The sequence below is a fragment of the Halobacterium litoreum genome (assembly GCF_021233415.1).
GTDB lineage: Archaea > Halobacteriota > Halobacteria > Halobacteriales > Halobacteriaceae > Halobacterium > Halobacterium litoreum.
Genome location: NZ_CP089466.1, coordinates 774,804 through 796,523, shown reverse-complemented (window position 1 = coordinate 796,523; position 21,720 = coordinate 774,804). Strand labels below are relative to the sequence as shown.

At 68.8% G+C, this 21,720-nt stretch carries 23 protein-coding genes and 1 tRNA gene; 11 read left to right on the top strand and 13 right to left on the bottom strand.

What is annotated here, in order from left to right:
- Window positions 1–73 precede the first annotated feature (73 nt).
- Complete coding sequence (locus tag LT972_RS04385; protein ID WP_232571984.1) at window positions 74–877, top strand: SipW-dependent-type signal peptide-containing protein; 804 nt, start codon at window positions 74–76, stop codon at window positions 875–877.
- 1 nt (window position 878) lies between these two features.
- Here LT972_RS04385 and LT972_RS04380 read toward each other — a convergent pair whose 3' ends face one another.
- The gene (locus tag LT972_RS04380; RefSeq protein WP_232571983.1) at window positions 879–1,505 is read right to left on the bottom strand and encodes a hypothetical protein; all 627 of its coding nucleotides are present in this window, start codon (window positions 1,503–1,505) and stop codon (window positions 879–881) included.
- A 132-nt stretch (window positions 1,506–1,637) separates the two neighbouring features.
- Here LT972_RS04380 and LT972_RS04375 point away from each other — a divergent pair.
- The 4 genes from LT972_RS04375 (at window position 1,638) to LT972_RS04360 (ending at window position 4,383) form a co-directional block, all read left to right on the top strand.
- Window positions 1,638–1,722, top strand: a tRNA-Leu gene (locus LT972_RS04375).
- Window positions 1,723–1,923: 201 nt separating this feature from the next.
- Complete coding sequence (locus LT972_RS04370) at window positions 1,924–2,718, top strand: inositol monophosphatase family protein (RefSeq protein ID WP_232571982.1); 795 nt, start codon at window positions 1,924–1,926, stop codon at window positions 2,716–2,718.
- Window positions 2,719–2,752: 34 nt separating this feature from the next.
- Entirely contained in the window at window positions 2,753–3,202 is a 450-nt protein-coding gene (locus tag LT972_RS04365) for an Lrp/AsnC family transcriptional regulator (RefSeq protein WP_232571981.1), read from the top strand.
- Between the two features lie 44 nt (window positions 3,203–3,246).
- Entirely contained in the window at window positions 3,247–4,383 is a 1,137-nt protein-coding gene (locus LT972_RS04360) for a DUF63 family protein (RefSeq protein WP_232571980.1), read from the top strand.
- A 36-nt stretch (window positions 4,384–4,419) separates the two neighbouring features.
- Here LT972_RS04360 and LT972_RS04355 read toward each other — a convergent pair whose 3' ends face one another.
- Window positions 4,420–5,586 carry an FAD-dependent monooxygenase gene (locus LT972_RS04355; RefSeq protein ID WP_232571979.1) on the bottom strand — a complete coding sequence of 389 codons (1,167 nt, stop codon included), beginning with the start codon at window positions 5,584–5,586 and terminating at the stop codon, window positions 4,420–4,422.
- 177 nt (window positions 5,587–5,763) lie between these two features.
- Between LT972_RS04355 and LT972_RS04350 the strand changes: the two genes are divergently transcribed.
- Window positions 5,764–6,417, top strand: a complete 654-nt coding sequence (locus LT972_RS04350) for a helix-turn-helix domain-containing protein (RefSeq protein ID WP_232571978.1) — start codon at window positions 5,764–5,766, stop codon at window positions 6,415–6,417.
- A gap of 153 nt (window positions 6,418–6,570) precedes the next feature.
- Here LT972_RS04350 and LT972_RS04345 read toward each other — a convergent pair whose 3' ends face one another.
- From LT972_RS04345 to LT972_RS04315, 7 genes are all read right to left on the bottom strand, one after another.
- A complete protein-coding gene (locus tag LT972_RS04345) occupies window positions 6,571–8,217 on the bottom strand; it encodes a tRNA uridine(34) 5-carboxymethylaminomethyl modification radical SAM/GNAT enzyme Elp3 (protein WP_232571977.1) in 1,647 nt (548 codons plus the stop codon).
- A 41-nt stretch (window positions 8,218–8,258) separates the two neighbouring features.
- The gene (locus LT972_RS04340; protein WP_232571976.1) at window positions 8,259–8,825 is read right to left on the bottom strand and encodes a PH domain-containing protein; all 567 of its coding nucleotides are present in this window, start codon (window positions 8,823–8,825) and stop codon (window positions 8,259–8,261) included.
- A gap of 58 nt (window positions 8,826–8,883) precedes the next feature.
- A complete protein-coding gene (locus LT972_RS04335) occupies window positions 8,884–11,079 on the bottom strand; it encodes an OB-fold nucleic acid binding domain-containing protein (RefSeq protein ID WP_232571975.1) in 2,196 nt (731 codons plus the stop codon).
- A 57-nt stretch (window positions 11,080–11,136) separates the two neighbouring features.
- Entirely contained in the window at window positions 11,137–11,373 is a 237-nt protein-coding gene (locus tag LT972_RS04330; RefSeq protein WP_390226320.1) for a ferredoxin reductase domain-containing protein, read from the bottom strand.
- 51 nt (window positions 11,374–11,424) lie between these two features.
- Window positions 11,425–12,027: a YIP1 family protein gene (locus tag LT972_RS04325; RefSeq protein ID WP_232571973.1), complete on the bottom strand. Its 603-nt coding sequence runs from the start codon at window positions 12,025–12,027 to the stop codon at window positions 11,425–11,427.
- A gap of 21 nt (window positions 12,028–12,048) precedes the next feature.
- A complete protein-coding gene (locus LT972_RS04320) occupies window positions 12,049–12,636 on the bottom strand; it encodes a thymidine kinase (RefSeq protein ID WP_232571972.1) in 588 nt (195 codons plus the stop codon).
- A gap of 136 nt (window positions 12,637–12,772) precedes the next feature.
- The gene (locus tag LT972_RS04315; protein ID WP_232571971.1) at window positions 12,773–13,348 is read right to left on the bottom strand and encodes an NADPH-dependent FMN reductase; all 576 of its coding nucleotides are present in this window, start codon (window positions 13,346–13,348) and stop codon (window positions 12,773–12,775) included.
- Window positions 13,349–13,418: 70 nt separating this feature from the next.
- Between LT972_RS04315 and LT972_RS04310 the strand changes: the two genes are divergently transcribed.
- The gene (locus LT972_RS04310) at window positions 13,419–13,871 is read left to right on the top strand and encodes a universal stress protein (RefSeq protein WP_232571970.1); all 453 of its coding nucleotides are present in this window, start codon (window positions 13,419–13,421) and stop codon (window positions 13,869–13,871) included.
- On the opposite strand, the gene LT972_RS04305 is transcribed toward LT972_RS04310, so the two are convergent.
- Together LT972_RS04305 and LT972_RS04300 are read right to left on the bottom strand one after the other, a co-directional pair.
- Entirely contained in the window at window positions 13,872–14,081 is a 210-nt protein-coding gene (locus LT972_RS04305) for a YgaP family membrane protein (RefSeq protein ID WP_232571969.1), read from the bottom strand. It lies immediately after the preceding gene.
- A 41-nt stretch (window positions 14,082–14,122) separates the two neighbouring features.
- Complete coding sequence (locus tag LT972_RS04300) at window positions 14,123–15,097, bottom strand: HhH-GPD family protein (RefSeq protein ID WP_232571968.1); 975 nt, start codon at window positions 15,095–15,097, stop codon at window positions 14,123–14,125.
- A gap of 100 nt (window positions 15,098–15,197) precedes the next feature.
- Between LT972_RS04300 and LT972_RS04295 the strand changes: the two genes are divergently transcribed.
- From LT972_RS04295 to LT972_RS04280, 4 genes are all read left to right on the top strand, one after another.
- A complete protein-coding gene (locus LT972_RS04295; protein WP_232571967.1) occupies window positions 15,198–15,959 on the top strand; it encodes a DUF6612 family protein in 762 nt (253 codons plus the stop codon).
- 43 nt (window positions 15,960–16,002) lie between these two features.
- Window positions 16,003–16,314, top strand: a complete 312-nt coding sequence (locus LT972_RS04290; RefSeq protein ID WP_232571966.1) for a hypothetical protein — start codon at window positions 16,003–16,005, stop codon at window positions 16,312–16,314.
- Between the two features lie 77 nt (window positions 16,315–16,391).
- Window positions 16,392–16,802, top strand: a complete 411-nt coding sequence (locus LT972_RS04285; RefSeq protein ID WP_232571965.1) for a plastocyanin/azurin family copper-binding protein — start codon at window positions 16,392–16,394, stop codon at window positions 16,800–16,802.
- Between the two features lie 132 nt (window positions 16,803–16,934).
- The gene (locus tag LT972_RS04280; RefSeq protein ID WP_269780545.1) at window positions 16,935–18,881 is read left to right on the top strand and encodes a methyl-accepting chemotaxis protein; all 1,947 of its coding nucleotides are present in this window, start codon (window positions 16,935–16,937) and stop codon (window positions 18,879–18,881) included.
- A 15-nt stretch (window positions 18,882–18,896) separates the two neighbouring features.
- Here the strand turns inward: LT972_RS04280 and LT972_RS04275 are convergent, their stop codons facing one another.
- Together LT972_RS04275 and LT972_RS04270 are read right to left on the bottom strand one after the other, a co-directional pair.
- Window positions 18,897–20,273, bottom strand: coding sequence for a class-III pyridoxal-phosphate-dependent aminotransferase (locus tag LT972_RS04275; RefSeq protein WP_232571964.1), 1,377 nt, complete (start codon window positions 20,271–20,273; stop codon window positions 18,897–18,899).
- 55 nt (window positions 20,274–20,328) lie between these two features.
- Window positions 20,329–21,648, bottom strand: a complete 1,320-nt coding sequence (locus LT972_RS04270; protein ID WP_232571963.1) for an MgtC/SapB family protein — start codon at window positions 21,646–21,648, stop codon at window positions 20,329–20,331.
- Window positions 21,649–21,720 lie beyond the last annotated feature (72 nt).

Genomic DNA, 21,720 nt, shown 5'->3' with positions numbered 1-21,720 from the left:
CGGACCGCGCGAGCGGCGGCCGGGACGGCGGTTCGACACCGCCGGTGGGTCTCCCCACGAGGGGGCGATACACATGCGAGACACACCGAAACTCACGCGGCGGCGACTGCTCGCGAGCGTCGGCACCATCGGTGCGGGCCTCGGCGTCGCCGGCACCGGCACGATGGCGCTGCTCTCCGACGAGGAATCCAGCGAGGACAACTCCGTGACCGCGGGGACACTCGACCTCGAACTCGGCTGGGTGAAGTACTACCACGGGCGGGAGAGCCGAGAGAGTACGCGGCGCCCGGACAACGGCGACGGCCCCATCTTCCAGATTGGGGACCTGAAGCCGGGCGACTGCGGCGGCGGCGTGATCGGTATCCACGTCGAGGACAACCCCGCGTACGTGTGGGCGACCGTCGACGTGACGGACAACGCCGAGAACGGACTCGAAGAACCGGAAGAGGAGGCGCCCGGCGAGGACGGGAAACCAGTCGGCGAACTCGCCGACGAGATACAGACCGTCGTCAAACCCCACACCTACCTCGCCGGTAGCGCCACTCTGGAGAGCGAGTCCGAGCAGTTCGTTCGCGAGGACTGCCCGGACGAGGACGACTTCGAGCAAGACGAGTGTTACTTCATCGGGTCGTTCGCGGGGCTCGCCGACGCGGCCGAGGACGGCTACCTGCTCGACGGCGGTTACGGCGCGTTCAACAGCGAGACCCAGGACTTCACCGCGGGCAGCGTCTACCTGATAAACTTCCACTGGTGGCTCCCCGAGTCCGTCGGGAACCAGATTCAGGGCGACGAGCTGACGTTCTCGCTGTCGTTCGGCGCCGTGCAGAGCCGGCACGTCGACACGCCCGAGAACCACAACCCGTTCGCGGGCGACTGACCTACGAGACGCGCTGCTGGAAGGCGTTGGCCTGCCACCGGAACACCGCGCCGTAGGTCTCCCACTCGTCGCGCTCTTCGAGTCGGTACTTCGCGAACGCGGGGTTCCGGACGAGTTCGAGTTCCGCGACGCGGCGCTTCAGCGGTTCGAGCAGGTCACCGAACGGCGTCGAGTCGCGGCGCGTCTCGTTCGTCGACGGGTCCGGGTCGAAAGACGGTCCGGTCACGTCGTCGACGTTCACCTCGCCGAGCTGGAACCGTTCCCACGACCGGTAGTCGCCGAACGGCACGCTGTCGGTCACGGGCGGGTCGCGCACCAACTGCATCTTGAACCGGCGCGCGTTCTCGCCGCTGTCGCGCTGCCAGAGGAGGCCGCGGGCGTGGAGTTTCAGCGTGCGGTCGGCGGCGATGCCGCCGTTCACGACGAAGTTCCCGGACGGGTAGGTGACGCCCCCGATTTCGACGCCGTCGAGCGTCCGTTCGTAGGACCGGTGTTCGCGGTACTGGAACGGGAGTTCGACGCGGTGGGCGCGTTCCTCGGTCGACTCGATGGCCTCCGGCATCGACACGTCGCGGTTCCCGCCCCACGCTTCGGCCTTCGAGTCGTGGGGGTCTATCCACGAAACCATGGTCTCTCGACGGTCACCGTCGACACGTTCCCGCCGTCGCCGCATAAGCATTGCCACCCGTTCACACGGTCGGAACCACAGCGCGCTGATTCGCAACGCCTAAACCCGAAAGACGCCGAGATACTGCCGCGTGCGAGGGTAGCCAAGCTCGGCCAACGGCGACGGACTCAAGATCCGTTCTCGTAGGAGTTCGAGGGTTCGAATCCCTTCCCTCGCATCGTGCCCGTGCGACGCACGGGGTGGATGCAGGAGGGTTCGAACGCCGTCGGACCACCGACGGAAGTTCGAATCCCTTCCCTCGCATCGCCGGCGCTCGCGCGCCGCGGGATGCGGAAGTCCGCGAGGCGGACTTCCCTCGCAAAAACGCTTCTGTGGGAGAAACGACGGCTCTTTCAGCGACAGGTGCGTCCCGGGTGACATGAACGACGACTACGTCTCCGTCGCCGAGCGCGCCGCGCGCGCCGGCGGCGAAGTGGCACACGAGGCGTTCCGCACTGGCATCCCCGTCGAGACCAAGTCGGGGAAGACCGACGTGGTCACGCAGGCCGACCGGAACGCCCAGCGCCGCGTCATCGAGGTCGTCCGCGAGACCCACACCGAGGACGCCATCGTCGGCGAGGAGGAAGACGAACTCAAGTCCGTCCCCGACGCCGGCGCCGCGTGGATAATCGACCCCATCGACGGCACGAACAACTACGTCCGAGACATCCAGTACTGGGCCACCTCGGTCGCCGCCGTCGAGGACCGCGAGACGCTCGCCGCCGCGAACCACCTCCCCGCACTCGGCGACACGTACGTCGCCGGCAGCGACGGCGTCACGCTGAACGGCGAACCGGTCTCTGTCAGCGACAAGGACGACCCCGAGGCGTTCGTCGTCGCGCCCACCATCTGGTGGGATTTCGACCGGCGTGACGAGTACGCCGACGCCTGCGCCGCCATCGTCAACCGGTTCGGCGACATGCGCCGGTACGGCTGCGCGCAAGCGGCGCTCTCGATGGTCGCCGCCGGCCAACTCGAAGCCACGATTACGAACGTCCACGCGAACCCCTGGGACACCGTCGCCGGCGTCCACATGGTCCGGCAGGCCGGCGGCGTCGTCACGGACGTCCACGGCGACCGCTGGGAACCGGACTGTGAGGGGCTCGTCGCGTCCAACGGCGAAGCCCACGACGTCGTCCTCGACGTCACCCGCGAAATACGGCCCGAAGAGTAAGTTATTGGGACTGCGCAGCCACTACCTCACGGCTATGGACCTCGACGACACGGACCGCGAGATTCTGCGCGCCCTCCAGTCGAACGCGCGCAAACCCTTCAGCGAAATCGCCCGCGAGATAGACATGTCCAGTGCGACCGTCCACGACCGCGTCAACCGCATGGAGGACGCGGGCGTCATCCGCGGCTACCACGCCGACGTCGACCCGAAGGCCGCGGGCTTCGGCACCTCCGCCGTCGTCGGCCTGCGCGTCGAACAGGGCGGCGAGGAGGACGCTATCGACCAACTCAAGGCGGTCGACGGCGTCCAGGAGGTGAACCTCACGACCGGCGAGTGGGACATCATCCTGCGCGTCGTCGCCGAAGACACTGACAGCCTCCGGGAACTCATGTTCGAACGCATCGCCGATATGGACGGGTTCGCGCGCTCTCAGACGATGGTCGTGCTCGGCACCGAGTACGAGTCCAAGGAACTCCCGCTCTAGCCGAGACCGCAACCGTAAAACCCCGCCCGCCCGCGTCTCACACCATGGCCTTTCCCGAAACCGACCGCGAGCGCGCGTGGACTGCCGTGGTCCTCGCCGCCGTCGGTGCCCTCGTCGTCGGGTCCCTCGTCCTCCGGGACACCGTCTACGGCGGCTTCGTCTGGCACTACTTCTGGGGCCCCGTGTACGCCGACGCGCAGGGCGCCCACTGCGCCGTCTGGAACGGCGGTAACGTCCAACTGCTGTACGAGTCCGCGACGTGTCGCGCCGCCAGCGAACCGGTCGCGTACCCCGGTTACACGCTCGTCTCCGAGGTCGGGTACGCCGTCACGCTGCTCGTCTCGCTCGTCGGTGTGAGTTTCCTGCTCGACCACCTCGAAATCGGCGAGAGCATGCAGTTCCTCTACTCCCTGTTCCCGTTCGTCCTGCTCGGCGGCGCGCTCCGCGTCGTCGAGGACGCGAACAACGCCGCCGAGGTCGCCGCGGGCGCCGAACCCTTCATCGGCTACCCGCTGAACTCGCTTATCATCAGTCCCGTCATCTACTTCGTGATGTTCGCCATCACGCTCGCCGCGGTGGTGGTCGCCATCTACCTCGCGCGACGCACTGACGTCGTCGAGGACGGCTACCGCCTGCTCGCCGGCATCGGCACCGTCCTCCTCGCGGCCACGGTCGGCTTCCTCGGCTACCTCGCCGTCACCACCGACTACGTCGAGTTCCACCCTATCTTCACCGTGCTCACGCTCGGTCTCGCCACCGTCGTCACCGTCCTCGTCTGGCTTCCCGTCCGGCGCTACCTACCGAGTATCGCCGCCGGCACGCCGCTCGCCGGCGCGCTCGTCCTCTGGGGGCACGCCGTCGACGGCGTCGCGAACGTCGTCGGTCTCGACTGGGCGAAGGAACTCGGCCTGCGCGCCGACCTCGTCCCGAAACACCCGCTCAACGCCGCCGTCGTGGACATCACCCAGGACGTCCTCCCGGCGTCGGTCATCCAACTCACGGGCGACGCGTGGCCGTTCCTCGTCGTGAAAGTCGTCGCCGTCATCTTCGTGCTGTCGCTGTTCGACGAGGAACTCCGCGAGGAAGCGCCCCGGTACACGACGCTGATGCTGCTGGCCGTGCTCGCGGTCGGTCTCGGCCCCGGCAGCCGGGACATGCTCCGCGCGACGTTCGCCATCTGACGCGCGCCACTCGTTTTTCGCTCTCTCCGCCGTCGCTCACGCCGTGAGCGTCGTGTCCGCCACGCGCCGCCGCCGGAGTCGTCGAAACACGCGGTCGGGCACGACCGAGAACAGCCGATTCCGCAGGCCGGCGACCACGCCCGACTGCGACGTACCGACACGACCGAGGACGTGGGACTCCGCACGAACGCGATCGGCGCGCGGTTTCCGCACGCACTCGTACTCTTCGAGCGCCGCCTCGGTGTCGTAGTACGACGCGAGCGAGTCGGCTAGCACGACCGCGTCCTCGATGCTCTGTGCGGCGCCCTGCCCCGCGAACGGGAGCATCCCGTGGGCGGCGTCGCCGGCGAGCGCGACCCGTCCCCGAACCCACCGGTCGAGCGACGGCACGTCGCGGAGTCCCGACCGGAACACGTCCTCGGGGTCGAGTGCGTTCACCACCGCCGGAATCGGGTCGGGGAACGAGGCGTACCGCTCGCGCAGCCCGGGGAGCGCGTCGCCCGCCGGCTCGGTTCCCGCGGCGGCGCGTCCGGGGCGCGTCGCGAACCAGTAGAACGAGTCCTCGCCGAGTGACGCGCCGCCGGTGTACGTGCCGTCCCCCCAGACCTCGACGCCGCGAGTAGTGTGCGGGTCGGACAGCGACACGTCGGCGACGCCCCGGTACACCACGCCGTCGAGCGCTCGCGTCTCCACGTCTGGCGCGACGGCGTCCCTCACGGCCGAGTCGATGCCGTCCGCGCCGACCACCACGTCCGCGGAGACGCGCGTGCCGTCCGCGAACGCTACCGTCGGGTCGGCTGCGTCCGTCACCGAGACGCACTCCTTGTCCAACTCCACGGTGGTGTCGAGCGCGTCGAGCAGAACCCGCTGGAGGTCGGCGCGGTGGACCGCGACGAACCCGTGTCCGAACTCCGCGCGTTCGACCCTGTCGAGGTCGATGGTTCGCAGGTCGGTGCCGTCGGGCGCGCGAATCGCGCCGTCCCGCAAGCAGTTTCCGACTTCCTTCACGCGCTCGGCGACGCCGAGTTCGGCGAGCGCGAGCAGGGAGTTCGCCTGCACCAGCAGGCCCGCGCCGACGGGCCGGTACGCCGACGCGGCCTCGTAGACCCGCACGTCGACGCCTCGGCGTTCGAGTCCCAGCGCGGTCGTCAGTCCGCAGATGCCGCCGCCGACGACCGCCACGTCCGGGCTCGGCCCGCTCATCGACGCACCCCGTGGTCCGCCCCCACCCCGAACCGGGGCGGCGTCTCGCTCTCGGTCCGTCCCACCGACCGACACCTCGAATCGCGTCTCATACCCGACGTTTGGGTGTCGCCGCGCAAGCACCGACTGCCGGCCATCCACGGCCAATTAAGTGAACGCGACCGAACTAGCGCACGGATGCGGTACCTCACCGTCCTCGCGCACCCCGGCGACGGCGTCGCGTTCCACCCGCTCGCGGAACGGCTCGCCGCCGACCCGGCGCTCACCAGGGAAGCCATCCACCACGTCGAGTTGCTCCCCGACAACACCATCCTGCTGTTCGCCGAAGGGAGCGGCGACAGCGACCGCTACGAAGCCATCATGGCGGACTCCGACTACGTCGAGGACTACCTCGTCTCCGGCGACGACCGCTGGATGGCGGTCAGTCAGTCTCGCGCCACCGACACCGCTCGCCGCCTCCTCGAACGCCACCGAGAGAGCGACGCCGTCGTCGAGACGCCGATACGCATCCGCGACGACGGCGCGCTCCGCATCACGTACGTCGGGAGTGACGCCGACCTCGGCGCGCTCGCCGCCGCCGCCCGCGACGCCCCCATCTCGCTGGAAGTGCTCGAAACCGGCGACTACGACCCCGACGAGGGCTCGCTCTCCCGCCACCTCACCACCCGCCAGCAGGAGGTGCTGAACGCCGCCGTCGCGCTCGGCTACTACGGCCAACCCCGGACAGCCAGCCAAGCTGACCTCGCCGACGAACTCGGCGTCGCACCCTCCACAGTCGGCGAACACCTCCGCAAGATAGAGGCCCGAGTGTTCGGCGCGCTCGCCGACTGACCCCGAGGTTTAACTGCGAGAGCCGGCCCACCGGCGCGCGTGACCTGAACACTGCCGCGGGGCGCCCGACGGTAGCGCGGCATCGCCCCGCGAACCGCTGTGCCGCCAGTCAACCCCAAACTCGGCGCCCGCGAAACGCCATCGCGCGAACGCTCAGAGTCGCTTCGAGACGTACGGTCCGTCCTGGTGGTAGCCCAGTTTCTGCTTGTAGTACTGGCGCGCGCCGATGCCGGAGATGACCGAGAGTTTGTCGTAGCCCGCGTCGGCGGCCATCTCCTCGGCGCGTGCCATCAGGCGACGGCCGTATCCCTGGTGTTGGTGCTGGCCGTCCGCGGTCGCCTCGCCGACGCCCACTTCGCTCCCGTAGACGTGGAGTTCGCGGAGGAGCGCGGCGTTCTCCAGTTCGCGGCGCACCGGGTCGTTCGGGAAGCGCAGGCGCGCGAACCCGACCAGCAGGTCCTTCTCGAAGTCCTCGAAGGAGATGAAGTGCTCCGTGCCGCCGGAGGCGTCGTATGTCAACACGTCGAGTTCGACGTTCTCCGGGTCCTCGTCGTTCATCCCCGCCTCCCGGCACCGGATGCAGTCACACGTGTAGCCGTGCTCGTCCATGCGCTGGCGCGCGAGTTGGCGCAGATTCGACTTCCAGACGCCAGCGTCGATGTGGTCCGCGGGGATATCTCGCTGGACGCGCTGGAGGCGCGTGTACCGCGGAATCATGTCCTTGATTTCCGCGACCAGTTCGGCGGCCTCCTCGTTCTGGAGCGGCTGGAACTCCTCGTTGCGCCACATGTCGTACGTGACGGTATCGCGCACGACCAGCGTCGGGTAAATCTTGAGGTAGTCCGGCTTCCACTTCTCGTCCTCGAACAGCCGCCGGAAGTCCTCTAAGCACATCTCCTTGGTCATCCCCGGCTGACCCGGCATCATGTGGAAACCGACCTTGAACGCCGCGTCCCGCAGCCGCCGGTTCGCGTCCACGGACGCCTGCACGCCGTGCCCGCGGTGCATCTCGCGGTTGATGCGCTCGTAGGTCGTCTGCACGCCGACCTCGACTTTCGTCCCGCCGAGGTCGAGCATCCGGTCGACCTGCTCGGGGTCACACCAGTCCGGCTTCGTCTCGAACGTCGTGCCGATGTTCCGGATGTTCCCGTACTCGTTCTCCGCGATGACGTCTTCGAGGTACTCGTAGTCGTACTCCTCGTAGTCCTGCGCGAACGACTCCTCCTCGGAGGGCTGTGGCTCCTGCTCGGGGTCGAAGTCGTTCAGCGCCTCCAGCGCGCGCTTCACGAACCACTCCTGGTAGTCGTGGCTCCGGGCGGTCATCGTGCCGCCCATCAGGATGAGTTCGACCTTGTCCACCGGGTGCCCGATTTCCCGTAGTTGGTGGAGTCGGAGCGTCACCTGCCCGTAGGGGTCGTAGTCGTTTTGCACGCCGCGAGCCGCCGCCGGCTCGTGGCCCGTGTACGACTGACTCGACGAGAACTCCGAGGCCGGCCCGCCGGGACAGTAGAGACACTTGCCGTGTGGGCACATGTGCGGGCTCGTCATGATGGCCACCGGCGTCACGCCCGACGCGGTGCGCACGGGCTTGCGCTGGAGGACTTCCTCCAGTTCCTCCCGGCGGCCCTCCGGCGCGAAGTCCAGCAGGTCCGAGTGCTTCGGGACTTTCGGCGCGGAATACTCCGAACAGACGTCCAGTTTCGCGCTCTCCACGTCGTCCTCGCCGACGTCACCTTCGAGGATGCGGTCGACGAGCGCCTCGCAGGCGTCCGCGAACGCGCCGTCGGCGTCGCTGCTCATTGCTGGATACCAGCGCCCGAGCGCGAAAAAGCGTGTCGTTGCTATTCGAGGAGTTCGCGGATGCGCCGCACCTCCGCGAGCAGTTCGTCGTCAGCGGTCGTCCCCGGTTCGCGTTGGCCGGCGGGAGCGTCGGCCGCGTCGGCACCGTCGGTCGCTCGCACCTTCGCCATCAGTTGCTCCTTGAGTGCCTCGTAGTCGGGGAGCCCGGTGACGGCGAGTTCGGCGCCGGTCTGCCCCGACTGGCCCGCCGTCTGGACGCTGACGCCGCCGGCGCCCACCCACCGTTCGAGCGGGCCCTGACTGGTCGTGACGTTCGTGATGCGGCGGTAGGGAACGTCGCTCTGCTGGCGGAACCAGACGCCGCGCCGGTACTGAATCGCGTCGTCGGTGAACCGGAGCGCCGCCGTGCGTTCGAACGCGCGGTTGTACCACCAGAGCGCGCCGCCGACGGCGACCACGACGGCGGCCACGGCGACGCCGACGACGGCGCCGAAGACCGCAGAGACCACGACTGCCGGGAGTCCGAACACGGCGACGAAGATGGCCGCAACGCGGTTCCTGACGGTGGCGAGTTCCTCCGGAGTGAACCAGACGCCTTCCTCTCGCATACCCGACGGTGGGCGGGTGCGTAAAAAGTACGTACCGGAACGTCTCAGCCGGCGAGAATCAGGCGAGCTGGTCGGTGATGGCGTCGACGACGGCGTCGACGACAGCGTCCTGCTCGCCGGAGAGGAACTCGATGCGGCCGTCGCGGGCGCCACGCGGCGTCACGCCGGCGTTCGGGAGTTCGTCGGCGACGCGCTCGCCGACCGCCCGCACGTCGACCGCGTCGTCGCTGCGGACGCGGAGTTCGTCGCCGCTCACGCCGACGAGCACGTCCGCGCGGTCGTCGCGGCGGTGGAGCGCGTCGAGCAGGAGGTCGACCGGCGGGAAGTCGTACTCGTGGGTGTACTTGTCGACGTCGAGAATCTCGAACGCGACGCCGTCCATCCCGCGCACCGAGAGGTGGGGTTCGGCGGTCGCGAGTTCGGTGTCGAGGCGCTCGGAGAACTGGTCGGAGACGTGGGTGACCAGCGAGTCGTCGGCCTCGCCCCAGAGCAGGTCGCTGATGAGTTCGCGTTTGTCCTCGTAGGACTGGTAGAACGCTTCGAGCGCGATGGCGTCCCGGAGGTCACCGAGGTGACCGCGGTCGTAGTCGGTCTGGTCCGCGAGGTCGGCGTAGGCGTCCGGGAGGGCCTCCCAGTACGCGACGGCGGGAAGGTGGAAGAGGTCCTCGCGCACGTCGTCGTTGACGAGCGCGGCGAGTTGCGTGCCGAGCGCGCCCGTGTTCACGGGGTCCTCGCCGGCCGCGGTCGGGGAGACGAGCACGTCCATGCCGGCGGCGTCGTCGGCGTAGCCGCCGTCGACTGCGACGGTGTCCGCGTCGTAGATGTCGAGCAGGTCGAGGGCGTCAGTGGACTCGCTCGTGGAGCCGGCGCCGACGAGCACGAACAGCGGGTGTTTCTCGTCGTGGCGCTCGGCGGCTTCGAGCATGTTCGTCACGTCGCCCGTCGCGTCGTCGATGGTGTAGAACGCGTCGTCGAGCGGGCGGCGGTCGACGTAGTGGTACTCGGCGTCCTCGCGGGCGTGCTCGTCCCGGATGAGGGGGAGGAGCGCGCGCTCGATGGCGGTGCCGGCGACGTAGCCCTCGACGGTCGTGGTGTGGCGGACGATGACCGGGCGGGCGTCGATGACGGCGCGCCGGATGGCGGTCGCGGCGTCCACGAGGTCGTCGTGGATGGCGGCGACGGCGTCGTCGTCGGCGAGCAGGTCGGTGACCTCGGGGCTGGCGCGCTCGTCGAGCGCGTCGTCCATCCGGGCTCGGACGGCGTCGGCGTCTTCGCCGTCGAGTTCGGTGAGGTCCTCGGTCTCGACCTGGAGTTCGCCGCGGCGGCGTTCGACTTCGCCGGCGATGCGGACCACGTCGCCCGCGTCGGTCTCGGGGTAGGCGCGAACGCCGGCTTCGACGAACGCGGCGACGTCCACGACGCCGGTCTCGTCCGCGAGTTCGAACACCGTCGGGCCGCTGGTCTGGCGAGCGCTCGCGATTTCGCCCTCGATTGTGACGTCCTCGTCGACGTGTTCGCCGAGGTCCGCGACCGAGACGCGCTCGGGTGCGTCCGAATCGTCGTCGGCGTCGGTCGCTTCGGAGTCGGATTCGGAGTCCGTGTCGGGCTCGGACTCCGTCACCTCGGTCTCGGATTCGCTCTCGGAGCCCGTCTCGTCGTCGACGGCGGGCGTCGGCACGTCGTCGTCGCCGTCGCCCTCGGAGAACTCGAAGCCGGAGTCGTCGGACTCGTTCTCGTCGTCGGCCTCGGTCTCGACAGCCTCGTCGTGCGATTCGGACTCGCTCTCCGCGACCGGCGTACCGCCGTCGGCGGTCTCGGTCTCGGCGTCGGATTCGGCATCGGCCTCGGACTCGCTATCGTCGGTTTCCTCGACGAGTTCGGCGTTCGAGTCGGCGCTCGGGTCGTCGACGAGGTGGCCGCGGAAGTCCCGCTCGGTCTCCCGAATCGACCAGCCGAGGTCGACGTTGCCGTTGTCGTGGACGTCCGTCACCTGGACGTACACGTCGTCGCCGCTCTCCCAGTCGAGGGATTCGACGCGGCCCGGCACTTCGCTGCGGTGGAGGAGGCCGGTGACGGAGTCGCCGATGTCGACGAACACGCCGAACTCGGCGAAGCCGTCGACGGTGCCGCGGTAGAAGCGCCCGGCAGTGAGTTGGTTCGGAGAGTTACCTCGGAATTCGAACGCGACGTCCTCCTCGTGGGTGTCACAGATGTGACCGTCGACGGAGGAGCCACAGACAATACAGGTACCCATTTGCATCGAAAGAGCGGTCGCTGCCGTAAACGATTATCGAAAGCCGCGCGCGCGGCACTACTCGAAGACCGGGCTGTCGTCCTCCATGGCCTCCACGTCCCGCATCACGCTCCGGACGTCCTCGGGGAACAGCGCGACCTCGACCTCGTTGCCGTCGTCGTCGGCGAACGCGAGTTTCACTCGCTTGTCACCGAACTCGCGGGCTTCCGCGTCGGTCACGTCGAACAGTTTCGCCTCGGCGTGTTTGTTCGCCGGGCCGACGTTCTTTATCGAGCCGTCTTTCAGTTCGACCATGAACTCGGAGAAGTTGATGTTCAGCACGTTCGGGCGTTCGACGCCCAGTCCCTAAAGTGCGAGCCCGTACTCGGCGGCGAGGTTCTGGGCGGCGGGGTAGGCGCCGAAGCCGACGCCGAACCCGAGGACGCCGGGGACGACCGCGGCGAGGAACGCCCGCGGGAGCGAAATCTCGTGGACGACGCTCGTCCCGAGGACGAGGAGCGCGAACGCCCACGCGCCGCAGGCGAGTGTGACCGCGGGGACGCCGAGCCCCGCGAAGACGCAGGGCGCGGCGGCGTACGCGATGACTTGAACGGTCTCGCTGACGCCGGCTCGTTCGGGCGCGACGACGGCGAGCGCGAGCGTCTCCAGGGCGGACAGCGCGTGGATGGCGGCGGGCGTCGCGAGCAACGCGACGAGCGCGACCGTGAGGAGGCCAGACAGCCAATCGCTGGTCGGGAACGCGAGCGCGTCGCCCGGATTCAGCGCGAGCCGGGTGCTCACGGCGACGAGGACGACGGCCATCCCGAACACGAGACCGGGCGCCTGGTCGCCCGGCGACACCGCCTCGTCGAAGAACGTCCGGGGGTTCACGAGCACCTGCGTGAACGACTTCGCGAGCCCGACGACGCCGCGCTCGCGGCCGCCCTCGGGTTCGACCCACGTCGTCATCGGCGCACCTCGTTCGTCATCTCAGTCCCGCTTCACGACGTGGCAGTTCCGGCACCGCGCCTCGTAGGACTCCTCCGCGCCGACCATGATGGTCGGGTCGTCGTAGTGCGCGGGGTCGCCCTCGATGAGTCGCTGGTTCCGGGTCGCCGGCTCGCCGCACTGCGTGCAGATGGCCTGGAACTTCTCGACGTACTCGGAGACGGCCATCAACTGGGGCACCGGGTCGAAGGGTTCGCCGCGGTACGTCTGGTCGGTGCCGGAGACGACGACGCGCCGGCCGTCCGCCGCGAGGTTCTGACAGACCTCGACGAGTTCGTCCGGGAAGAAGTTCGCCTCGTCGACGGCGACGACCTCCTCGCCGTTGAGTTTACTCGGAATCTTCGAGACGCCTTCGGCGGTGGTGTCAACGACGTCGGCCTCCCACGAGCGACCCGCGTGCGACCCGAGCGTCGCCTCGCCGTACCGATCGTCGACCGCGGGCGTGAACGCCGCGACGTCCTGGCCCGCGATTTCCGCGCGCCGCAGTCGCCGCAGGAGTTCCTCCGTCTTCCCGGAGAACATCGACCCCGTGATGACCTCCACCCACCCGGAGTTCGTGATGGCGTGCATAGCAGAGAGGGGGCGGTGCCGCGTCCAAAACGCTTGCTCTTCGCTCCCCGCTTGGTGTCGCTGTTCGCGGCTCGCTCTGCTCGCCGTTCGCGCTCCCACGGATCTCACTCGCTCGATTCGCTCGCGCCGACCCGCGCTAGTCCCCGCCCGCGTTCTGTTCGCTCTCGAAGGAGCGCGGGTCGGGTTCGATGTTGGCGTACTGGACGACGCGCTCGCCGAGCGTGGCGACGCGGTCTTCGAGGTCACCGTCGGCGAACTCGCCGTCTTCGACGCGGGAGGAGGCGTTCGGGACGGCGGCCTGATACGGGAGCACCCACGCGTCGAGCGCTCGCATGACCGACCGGAGGTGTTCGAGCGCGGTGATGGGGAAACTGCCGCCGGAGACGGCGAGCAGGCCGACGGTCTTGTCCTCGAACTCGTCGAACCCGCAGTAGTCGATGGCGGTCTTCATCGGCGACGAGTAACTGCCGTGGTACATCGGTGACGCGAGAATCACGGCGTCGGCGCGGCGCACGCGCTCGGTGAGGTCGGCGGCGTCGCCGGGTTCGTCGGCGTCGGGGTCGTACACCGGGAGGTCCAGTTCGCGGAGGTCCACGAGGTCTGTGTCCGCGCCGCGGGACGCGGCCGCGTCGAGTGCGGTGCGGAGCGCGATTCGAGAGACGCTGGCGTCGCGGAGACTGCCGCAGACGCCGACGACGGTCGTGTCGGTCATGTGGCGAGTGTCGGGAGCCCCCGCCAAAAGCCTACCCGCATTTATGGTGGTGGCGAGTGAATCGCCGGGCGTGTACGACGACATCCTCCTACCGACGGACGGGAGCGACGCCGCGGACGCGGCGGTGGCGAACGCGGTGGACCTCGCGGACCACTACGGAGCGACGCTCCACGTCCTGTACGTCGCGGACACCACGGAGTACAGCACGGTGACCTTCGAGGACAGCGTCGTGGATCCGCTCGAAGCCGAGGGCGAGACGGTCGTCGACGCGGTCGTCGAGCGCGCGGCCGAGCGCGGCGTCGACGCGGTCGGCGTGGTGATGCAGGGCGGCGTCTACCGGACGATTCTGAACTACGTCGAGGACAACGCCATCGACGTCGTCGTGATGGGGACACACGGCCGGCGCGGACTGGACCGGGCGCTCCTCGGGAGTGTCACCGAGCGCGTGGTGCGGACCGCGGACGTGCCGGTGTTGACAGTCCGGCAGCGCGAGGACGAGGACGAGGACGAGGACGAGGAGTAGTCAGTTCGTCCGCACGCCGAGCAGCGAGTAGAGACCACACGTGCTCGTGAGGCCGGTCGCGAGGAGCGCGACGGCGGCGACGCCGAGAATCGGCGACAGAATCGGCGCGGCGTCCACGTAGTCGCCGAGGATGGCGAGCGAGACGACGCCGAGGACGGCGCCGAGCAGTACGCGCACGAGACTGTCTGTCGAGCCGACGTTCTGCTCCATACCTATAGATTTGTACACATCTCGCAAAAGCGTTCCGGCGGTCAGGACGCGAGTCGCGCGACCGTCGCGTCCGCTCGGTCCTCGACCTCGACGAGACCGTCGTCCGCGAGGTCGTCGACGAGGCCGCGGAGCCACTCCCTGCTCCCGTCGCCGTCGCCCTCGGGCGCGTAGTCGACGCGCACTCGCGGGCCGAGTTCGTCGAGTTCGAGTTCGCCGTGTTCGCGGAGCGCGCCGACGACCCGGCCGCGCTTCTGCCGGCGGCTCCCCTCGAAGGTGGACTGCTTCGGCACGTCCGGCGCGGAGAAGTCGCCGTCGGCGTACGCCGAACACCACTCGCGCCACGGACACCCGGCGTCGTCGCAGGCCGGACGCTTCCCGCAGGCGACCCCGCCGAGTTCCATGATGGCGTTGTTCCAGACGCGGGACTCGCCCTCGGGCATCAGTTCGTTGGCCGCTTCCTCGAACGCCGCGTCGTCGTCGGGCACGTCGAACGCCCGATAGAGCACGCGCTTGACGTTCGTGTCGACGACGGCGTTCCCGTTGTCGAACGCGAACGACGCCACCGCGTTCGCGGTGTACGGGCCGACGCCCATCAACTCGGAGAGTTCGGCCGGCGTCTCGGGGAACTCGCCGCCGGCTTCGACGGCTTCGCCGTCTTCGTGAGGTCGGTCCGTCGGACCGACCTCTCCCTCTTCGACCTGCTGGGCGGCCTCGTGGAGATACGTCGCGCGGTTGTTGTACCCGAGGCTGTGTCGCGACCAGAACCCCACCACGTCGCTCTGGTCGGCGGCCGCGAGGTCGGCCGTCGTCGGCCACCGGTCGAGGAAGGCGTCCCACGCCTCCTCCACGCGGGAGAGTTGGGTCTGCTGGCTCATCACCTCGGAGACGAGAATCGCGTACGGGTCGTCGGTCCGCCGCCACGGGAACTCGCGGTGGTCGGTCTCGTACCACGACACCAGCGCGTCCCGCACCGCGTCCGCGTCCCCCGGGAGCGTCCACTCCGCCGACTCACTCATTGCCCGACGGTTGGCGCGTGTCTCGCTTGGTGGTTGTGGTTCCGCACGCGCTGCGAACACCCGCGGCGGTTAAGTCGCCGACTGGAGAACAACCGAGCGCATGCAGCGACGTGCCCTCTCCGCGCTCTGTGTCGCCGCCCTCCTCGTCACCGCCGGCTGTGCCGGCCTCGGCGGGAGCGGTGACGACGGCGCGGACGGACAGAGCCGCGCCGCACAGATTGCGACCGACTCCGGCGAAGCGATGCAGGACGTCGAGACCTACCAGATGGACGTGGAAATGGAGGTGTCGGCGAACGGCCAGACGCTCACGATGACCCAGCGCGGCGTCTACAACAGGACGGCGGAGCGAGCGCGAATCGACATGACGGTTCGGGGTACCGAAGCCGTCTCGTACATGGACGGCACGACGATGTACGTGAAGACGAACGGGATGTGGCAGACCCGGGACGTCGCCGACCAGGAGCCGTGGGAGTCCGGGAGCGGTCTCGCGCGCCAACAGGAGATGCTCGGCACCGGCGAGGTGTCGGTCACCGGGAGCGCGACCGTGGACGGCGTCGCGACGACGGTGCTGACCCTCGAACCCGACCCCGAGGAACTGAAGCAGTTCCTCGCCGGGCAGGGGAGTTCGGGGAGCCTCGACGACGCGTCCATCGACGACGTGACGTACGAACTGTACGTGGCAAACGAGACGGACCGACCGCGGAAGGTCGAGATGGAAATGGAGATGACGATTCAGGGGCAGTCCGCCACCGCGGACGCCACTATCGCGTTCTCGAACTACGGCGAACCCGTGACCGTCGAGATTCCCGAGGACGCCCCGACGGCGAGCGTCTCGCCCGTTCGCCCGACGGCTGCCGCCTGACGACACGGAAAGGCGTATCCGCGTGCCCGGACTCCCTTCGGGCATGAGCCTCGACGACCTCGAAACCGACGTCGAACTGGCGTTCGACGACCTCGACTACGACTTCCTCGACCGCGAGAGCAAGCAGGAACTGGCGATGCTGTCGGCGGCGCTCGACGCCGACGAGGACGAACTCCTGCGGCGCGCGGTCCACATGTTGTTCCAGTCGACCACCGAGAGCGGCCGCCTCGATTTCCACCTGCGGTCGGCGTACGACGTGACCTACGACGAGTACCTCTCCGGGATGACGTACGGCGAGATGACTGGCGCGAACCAGTTCCCGCAGGACGACGACGACCGGCGCTACCAGTTCTGAGCCGCGGGCCCCGGTCGCTCCCGGCGGGGCGAGCGCGGAACGACCCGCTTAACTCTCGTCAGTTCGGAGTTTCGCGTATGCGTGAGCGAACGCGACGCGACGTGTTGCGCGCGACGGGACTGGGCGCCGCCGCGGCTGTCGCCGGCTGTGTCGGCGGCGGCGGGGGCGGCGAGGACGTCGAGGCGCTGGACGCGCCCGAGGGCACCGAAGTCGTCGAAGTCGGGCCGAACGGGTCGCTGTCCTACTCGCCTGCGTCGTTGACCGTCTCTCCGGGGACGCCGGTGCGGTTCGTGTGGCTGGACGGCGGCCACAACGTCGAACCCGAAGGCCAGCCCGCCGACGCCGACTGGCAGGGCCACTCCGCGCTGGAGAGTCGCGGCTTCTCCCACGAGTACACGTTCGAGGTGCCGGGCACCTACGAGTACGTCTGCACGCCCCACCGCACGCAGGGGATGCAGGGGAGCATCACCGTCGAATCCTCGGAGTGACCGCCGTTCGGCCGGTCGAACGAGTCGACGCGTAGTCGGGAATCCGTCGACGCCGCGGACGGGCGTCTGGCCTCCCGAAACCGTCGGAATTACACCCGGTCTTTTTGCGGGAGAAGCGACATTGGGTGTGCCATGGCGGCCAACGAAGTCAGGGGCGGACGCGGGGAGTCCGGCGACGGGTGGCGCCAGACACTCGGGGAGTTCGTTCGGTACACGCCGAGCGGGGACACGATTCCCGACGAGACGTGGCGGAACAGACACCGGAACATCCTGTTGTTGCTGGTGGCCCACGTCCCGTTCCTGCTGGCGATGGGGCTGTACGACGGCACGGAGTCGTTCACGGGCGCGACGATTCCCGAGACGCCGCTGTGGATGGTTGGCGCGGAACTGGGGGTCGTCCTCGGGTTCGCCGCGCTCGCGAGCGTCCCGCGGTTCCCGCGACGCGCCCGCACCGCGCTCGCCGCGACGGGGGTGTTGGCGTCGTCGGTGGTGCTCGTGCAGTTCTCGGGCGGCTACATCGAGGCGCACTTCCACTTCTTCGTCGCGATGGCGATAATCGCCGTCTACGAGGACTGGCTGCCGTTCGCGCTCGGTCTCGCGTACGTCGTGTTCACGCACGGCGTCTTCGGGATGATAAACGCCGAGCGAGTCTACAACCACGCCGCCGCCATCTCGAACCCGTGGGTGTGGGGGTTCATCCACGGCGTGTTCGTCCTGATGCTCGCCGTCGCGCTGATGACACACTGGTACTCCACGGAGAAGTCCCGCGAGCAGGCCGAACAGCGCCTTTCGGAGGCGAAATCGAACGCCGCCGAGGTCGAGGACCTCGAAGCGAAACAGGCCGAAATCGAACGCCAACGAGAGGAAGCCGAGCAACTGAAGGCCGAAGCCGAAGCCAAACAACGGGAGGTCGAGCAGTTGAACGCGGACCTCGAAGCGCGCGCCGACGCGTACAGCGCGGCGATGGCGCGGGCGGCGGACGGCGACCTCACGGTGCGACTGGACGCCGACAGCGAGAGCGACGCGATGGTTCAGATTGCGGACGCGTTCAACGAGATGATAGCGGAGACGGAGACGGCGATGCGGGAACTCCAGTCGTTTGCGGGGGACGTGGCGACGGAGAGCGAACGCGCCGACGAGAGCGCAAGCGAGGTCGGGCGCGCGAGCGAGACGGTCAGCGAGTCCGTCGAGGAGATTGCGGCGGACGCGGACCAACAGCGAGAGATGCTGGAGACCGTCGCGGGGGAGATGACCGACCTGTCGGCGGCCGTCGAGGAGGTGGCGGCGTCCGCCGGCACGGTCGCCGAGCGCTCCCACGAGACCGCGGAGATGGCGCGAGACGGCGAGGCGACCGCCGAGCAGGCCATCGAGGACTCACGGGTCGTCCAGTCGGCGGTCGAGTCGACGGTGGAGAACGTCGAGGTGCTCGACGACCAGATGGACGAAATCGGGGACATCGTCGAACTCATCGGGGACATCGCCGAGCAGACGAACATGCTCGCGTTGAACGCGAACATCGAGGCGGCGCGCGCCGACGGGGACGGCGACGGGTTCGCCGTCGTCGCCGAGGAGGTCAAGAGCCTCGCGGAGGAGACCCGGGAGTCCGCCAACGACATCGAGGCGCTCATCGCGGAGATTCAGGAGCAGACCGGGACGACCGTGACGGAAGCCCAGCGCGCCGAGCGACGGATGGAGGAGGGAATCGAGGCCGTCGAGGAGGTCGTGGCCGTGTTCGAGCGCGTGAGCGAGAACGCGGAGGCGACGGACACGGGCGTCCAGGAGATAGACGCGACGACCGACGACCAGGCCGCGAGCACCGAGGAGTCGGTATCGATGATAGAGGAGGTCGCGGACATCAGCCAGTCGACGGCATCGGAGGCCGAGAGCGCGTCCGCGGCCGCCGAACAGCAGGCGGCGTCCGCGTCCGAGGTGAGTTCGAACGTGTCGGCGCTCAGCGAGCGCGCCGAGCGCCTCCAGTCGCTACTCGCGGACTTCGAGGTCGGCGGCGGGGAGAAGAACGCGCCGGACGCGGCGCGCGGCGCGGCGCCGGTGCGTCAGGACGGCGGTCGGCCGGAGTGACCAGTTAGCCGCGTTTCAGAGGACGTCGTCGCTGTGGCCGTCGGAGGGGCCAGCGCGCTGGACTTTCGAGTCGTCGAGGGCGTCGAGGAAGACGCTCAACGCGAGGTCGATTTCTCGCTCGGTGACGTCGAGTGGCGGGAGCAGGCGCACCGTCTTGTAGCCACAGCCGAGGACGAGCAGGCCGCGCTCGAGACACGACTTCACGACCGCTTCGCGGCGGTCCTTGGTGTCGAACTCGACGCCGAGCATCAGGCCGTTCCCGCGCACGTCGGTGACGAAGCCGGGCGCGTCGTCGGCGAGAATCTCCTTGACTTGGCGGCCGCGTTCGGTGACGTTGTCGAGGACGCCGTCGCTCGTGATGGCGTCGATGGTGGCGACGCCCTGCGCGGCGGCGACGATGTCGCCGGCGCCCCACGTCGAGGAGAGGCGGCCCGTCTCGTCCGGGAAGAGGTCCTCGTTGGCGACAGTGGCGCCGACGCGCAGGCCCTTCGCGGACGTGATGACGTCGGGGTCGAGGCTGGTGTGGTCGACGCCCCAGAGTTCGCCGGTGCGGCCGAGGCCGGCCTGAATCTCGTCGGCGACGACTGGGATGTCGTAGGTCTGCTGGATGTGCGTGATGTCGTCGATGAACTCCTCGTTGGGCACGCGGTAGCCGCCCTCGCCCTGCTGGGGTTCGAGGATGACGTAGGCGACTTCGTCGGGGTCGATGACGCCGCGTTTCGGGTGGAGCTTGTCGGCGATGACGTTGCCGGCGGGGCCGTTGGTCTTCCACCCGCAGTCACAGTCGCCCTCGCAGGCGCAGTACGGCGCGGAGACGACGCCGCCGATTTCGGGGTAGCCCTTGCGGTGGACGGTCTTCGAGCGGTTCAGGGAGAGCGCGCCGAGCGTGCGCCCGTGGAACGCGCCGTCGAACGTGAACGCGCGGTGGCCGCCGTTCTGGTAACAGATCTTGATGGCGTTCTCCACCGCCTCGGCGCCGGTGTTCGAGAGGAAGACGGTGTCGAGGTCGTACTGCTCGGTGATGTCCGTCAGGCGGTGGAGGAGCTGCGTGGACGTGTCGGTCGCGGGGTCCTCGGGCGGCCAGCCGCCGGAGGCGTAGAAGTCCTGGCCCGCGATTTTGGAGGGGTCGACGAGGTCGAACTCGTCGAGGCGGTCCATGATTTTCGGGTTGTTGTAGCCGAACGGCGCGGCCGCGACGTGGCTCGTGAAGTCCATCAGGACGTTGCCGTCGACGTCGCGACAGAACGGGCCGTCGGCGTCTTCGGTGATGTCCCAGACGAACTCGTAGACGTACGTGCTGGGGGCCGCGTGTTCGTGGTGGTACTCCACCCACTGCTCGGCTTTCTCGCCGGGCAGGCTTCGGACGCTCGGCTCTGCGGTGTCCCGGTCCATGCAACTGATTGTCGTTCCGCTCGGTAAAAGCGGTTCGTTCCGGTTCCGGCGGGCGTTACGTCGCGACGAGAACCGCGCTCAGCCCGCCGGCGGCGAGCAGGACCGCGCTGTACGCGGCGACGCGCCACGCGAACTCGCGGTTCGAACTGGTCGCCGACAGCGCGACCTTCACCGCGACCGAACTCGCCGTCGCGAGCAACACCGCGATTGTCGCGGACTCCCCGGAGATGGCGCCGGTGCGGTAGACGACGACCGCCGACGTGGTGGCGCCGGCGCTGGAGACGAGGCCGGAGACGACGGCGGTGACGTAGAGGCCGGTCGACCCGAACTCGGTCTGCGCGAGGCCGCCGGCGACGACGACGACGAGGAACATCGCGCCGAACCCGAGCGCGTTCCGCATGGAAAAGGGGCTCTCTAAGTCCATCTCGACGCGCTGGCTCCAGTCCGCGGTGAACGCGGCGACGGCGACGCTGCCGACGACGATGACGAGCAGCGGTATCGTGCCTTCGAGGAGGACGCCCGCGGAGAGCGTGAACACGACGACGATGAGGAGGTTCCGGAGCGCCATCGCGGCGTTCGCGAGCAGGACGCCGGCGACGGCGTAGGAGGCGGCGTCGGCGCGCTGGCCGACGTGGTCGAGCATCGTCCCGACGACCGCCGTCGAGGACGCGAGCCCGCCGAAGAAACCGGTGACGGCGATGCCGCGTCCGCCGTAGGTCTTCACGATGACGTAGTTCAGGATGCCGATGCCGGCGACGAACACGACGACCAGCCAGACGACCCGCGGTTCGATTTCGACGACGTACCGGCCGGTGCCGACGTCGACGGACCCCGGCGGCAACACGGGGTAGATGACGAACGCGAGGATGGCGAACTCCGTGGTCGAGCGCAGTTCTTCCCGGGAGAGGTCCCACGCGAAGCCGTGGAGTTCGCGCTTGAACACGAGCAGGATGGAACTCGTGACGGCGACGACGGTGGCGGGGAGGACGGCGCCGAGCGCGACGAGCACGCCGACGCCGTACGCGACGAGCAGGCTCACGGCCGTGGTGAGGTGGAGGCTCTCGTCCTCGGAGCGCATCCCCGAGAGCATCAGGACGCCCGCGACCACGATGACGAAGAGGGCGCCGGCGCCGGAGAGGTACGGCGGGCAGGCCGCGACGCCCGCGGCGCAGCGCTCGGTGTCGACCATCGTGAAGATGGTGCCGAGGACGCTGACGAGCGCGAACGTGCGGATGCCGGCGGCCTTCTGTGACCACTCGCGTTCGAGGCCGAGGAACAGGCCGAGCGCGACGGAGAGCGCGATGCGGACGACGCGGCTGTCCACGGGCGCGGCTGCGAGCGATTCGAGCGGCGGCGACACTATTGAGAGGTACATAGGTCAATATATAAACGCTTGGGCCGGCCTCGCGCCAGCGCTCACGCTTATCCCGGAAGTTGCCGTTAGTCA

Bases quoted from the DNA above. Each gene is read 5' to 3' on its own strand.
- LT972_RS04385 (WP_232571984.1), top strand. From the start codon at position 74: ATGCGAGACACACCGAAACTCACGCGGCGGCGACTGCTCGCGAGCGTC.
- LT972_RS04380 (WP_232571983.1), bottom strand. From the start codon at position 1,505: ATGGTTTCGTGGATAGACCCCCACGACTCGAAGGCCGAAGCGTGGGGC.
- LT972_RS04370 (WP_232571982.1), top strand. From the start codon at position 1,924: ATGAACGACGACTACGTCTCCGTCGCCGAGCGCGCCGCGCGCGCCGGC.
- LT972_RS04365 (WP_232571981.1), top strand. From the start codon at position 2,753: ATGGACCTCGACGACACGGACCGCGAGATTCTGCGCGCCCTCCAGTCG.
- LT972_RS04360 (WP_232571980.1), top strand. From the start codon at position 3,247: ATGGCCTTTCCCGAAACCGACCGCGAGCGCGCGTGGACTGCCGTGGTC.
- LT972_RS04355 (WP_232571979.1), bottom strand. From the start codon at position 5,586: ATGAGCGGGCCGAGCCCGGACGTGGCGGTCGTCGGCGGCGGCATCTGC.
- LT972_RS04350 (WP_232571978.1), top strand. From the start codon at position 5,764: ATGCGGTACCTCACCGTCCTCGCGCACCCCGGCGACGGCGTCGCGTTC.
- LT972_RS04345 (WP_232571977.1), bottom strand. From the start codon at position 8,217: ATGAGCAGCGACGCCGACGGCGCGTTCGCGGACGCCTGCGAGGCGCTC.
- LT972_RS04340 (WP_232571976.1), bottom strand. From the start codon at position 8,825: ATGCGAGAGGAAGGCGTCTGGTTCACTCCGGAGGAACTCGCCACCGTC.
- LT972_RS04335 (WP_232571975.1), bottom strand. From the start codon at position 11,079: ATGGGTACCTGTATTGTCTGTGGCTCCTCCGTCGACGGTCACATCTGT.
- LT972_RS04330 (WP_390226320.1), bottom strand. From the start codon at position 11,373: ATGGTCGAACTGAAAGACGGCTCGATAAAGAACGTCGGCCCGGCGAAC.
- LT972_RS04325 (WP_232571973.1), bottom strand. From the start codon at position 12,027: ATGACGACGTGGGTCGAACCCGAGGGCGGCCGCGAGCGCGGCGTCGTC.
- LT972_RS04320 (WP_232571972.1), bottom strand. From the start codon at position 12,636: ATGCACGCCATCACGAACTCCGGGTGGGTGGAGGTCATCACGGGGTCG.
- LT972_RS04315 (WP_232571971.1), bottom strand. From the start codon at position 13,348: ATGACCGACACGACCGTCGTCGGCGTCTGCGGCAGTCTCCGCGACGCC.
- LT972_RS04305 (WP_232571969.1), bottom strand. From the start codon at position 14,081: ATGGAGCAGAACGTCGGCTCGACAGACAGTCTCGTGCGCGTACTGCTC.
- LT972_RS04300 (WP_232571968.1), bottom strand. From the start codon at position 15,097: ATGAGTGAGTCGGCGGAGTGGACGCTCCCGGGGGACGCGGACGCGGTG.
- LT972_RS04295 (WP_232571967.1), top strand. From the start codon at position 15,198: ATGCAGCGACGTGCCCTCTCCGCGCTCTGTGTCGCCGCCCTCCTCGTC.
- LT972_RS04290 (WP_232571966.1), top strand. From the start codon at position 16,003: ATGAGCCTCGACGACCTCGAAACCGACGTCGAACTGGCGTTCGACGAC.
- LT972_RS04285 (WP_232571965.1), top strand. From the start codon at position 16,392: ATGCGTGAGCGAACGCGACGCGACGTGTTGCGCGCGACGGGACTGGGC.
- LT972_RS04280 (WP_269780545.1), top strand. From the start codon at position 16,935: ATGGCGGCCAACGAAGTCAGGGGCGGACGCGGGGAGTCCGGCGACGGG.
- LT972_RS04275 (WP_232571964.1), bottom strand. From the start codon at position 20,273: ATGGACCGGGACACCGCAGAGCCGAGCGTCCGAAGCCTGCCCGGCGAG.
- LT972_RS04270 (WP_232571963.1), bottom strand. From the start codon at position 21,648: ATGTACCTCTCAATAGTGTCGCCGCCGCTCGAATCGCTCGCAGCCGCG.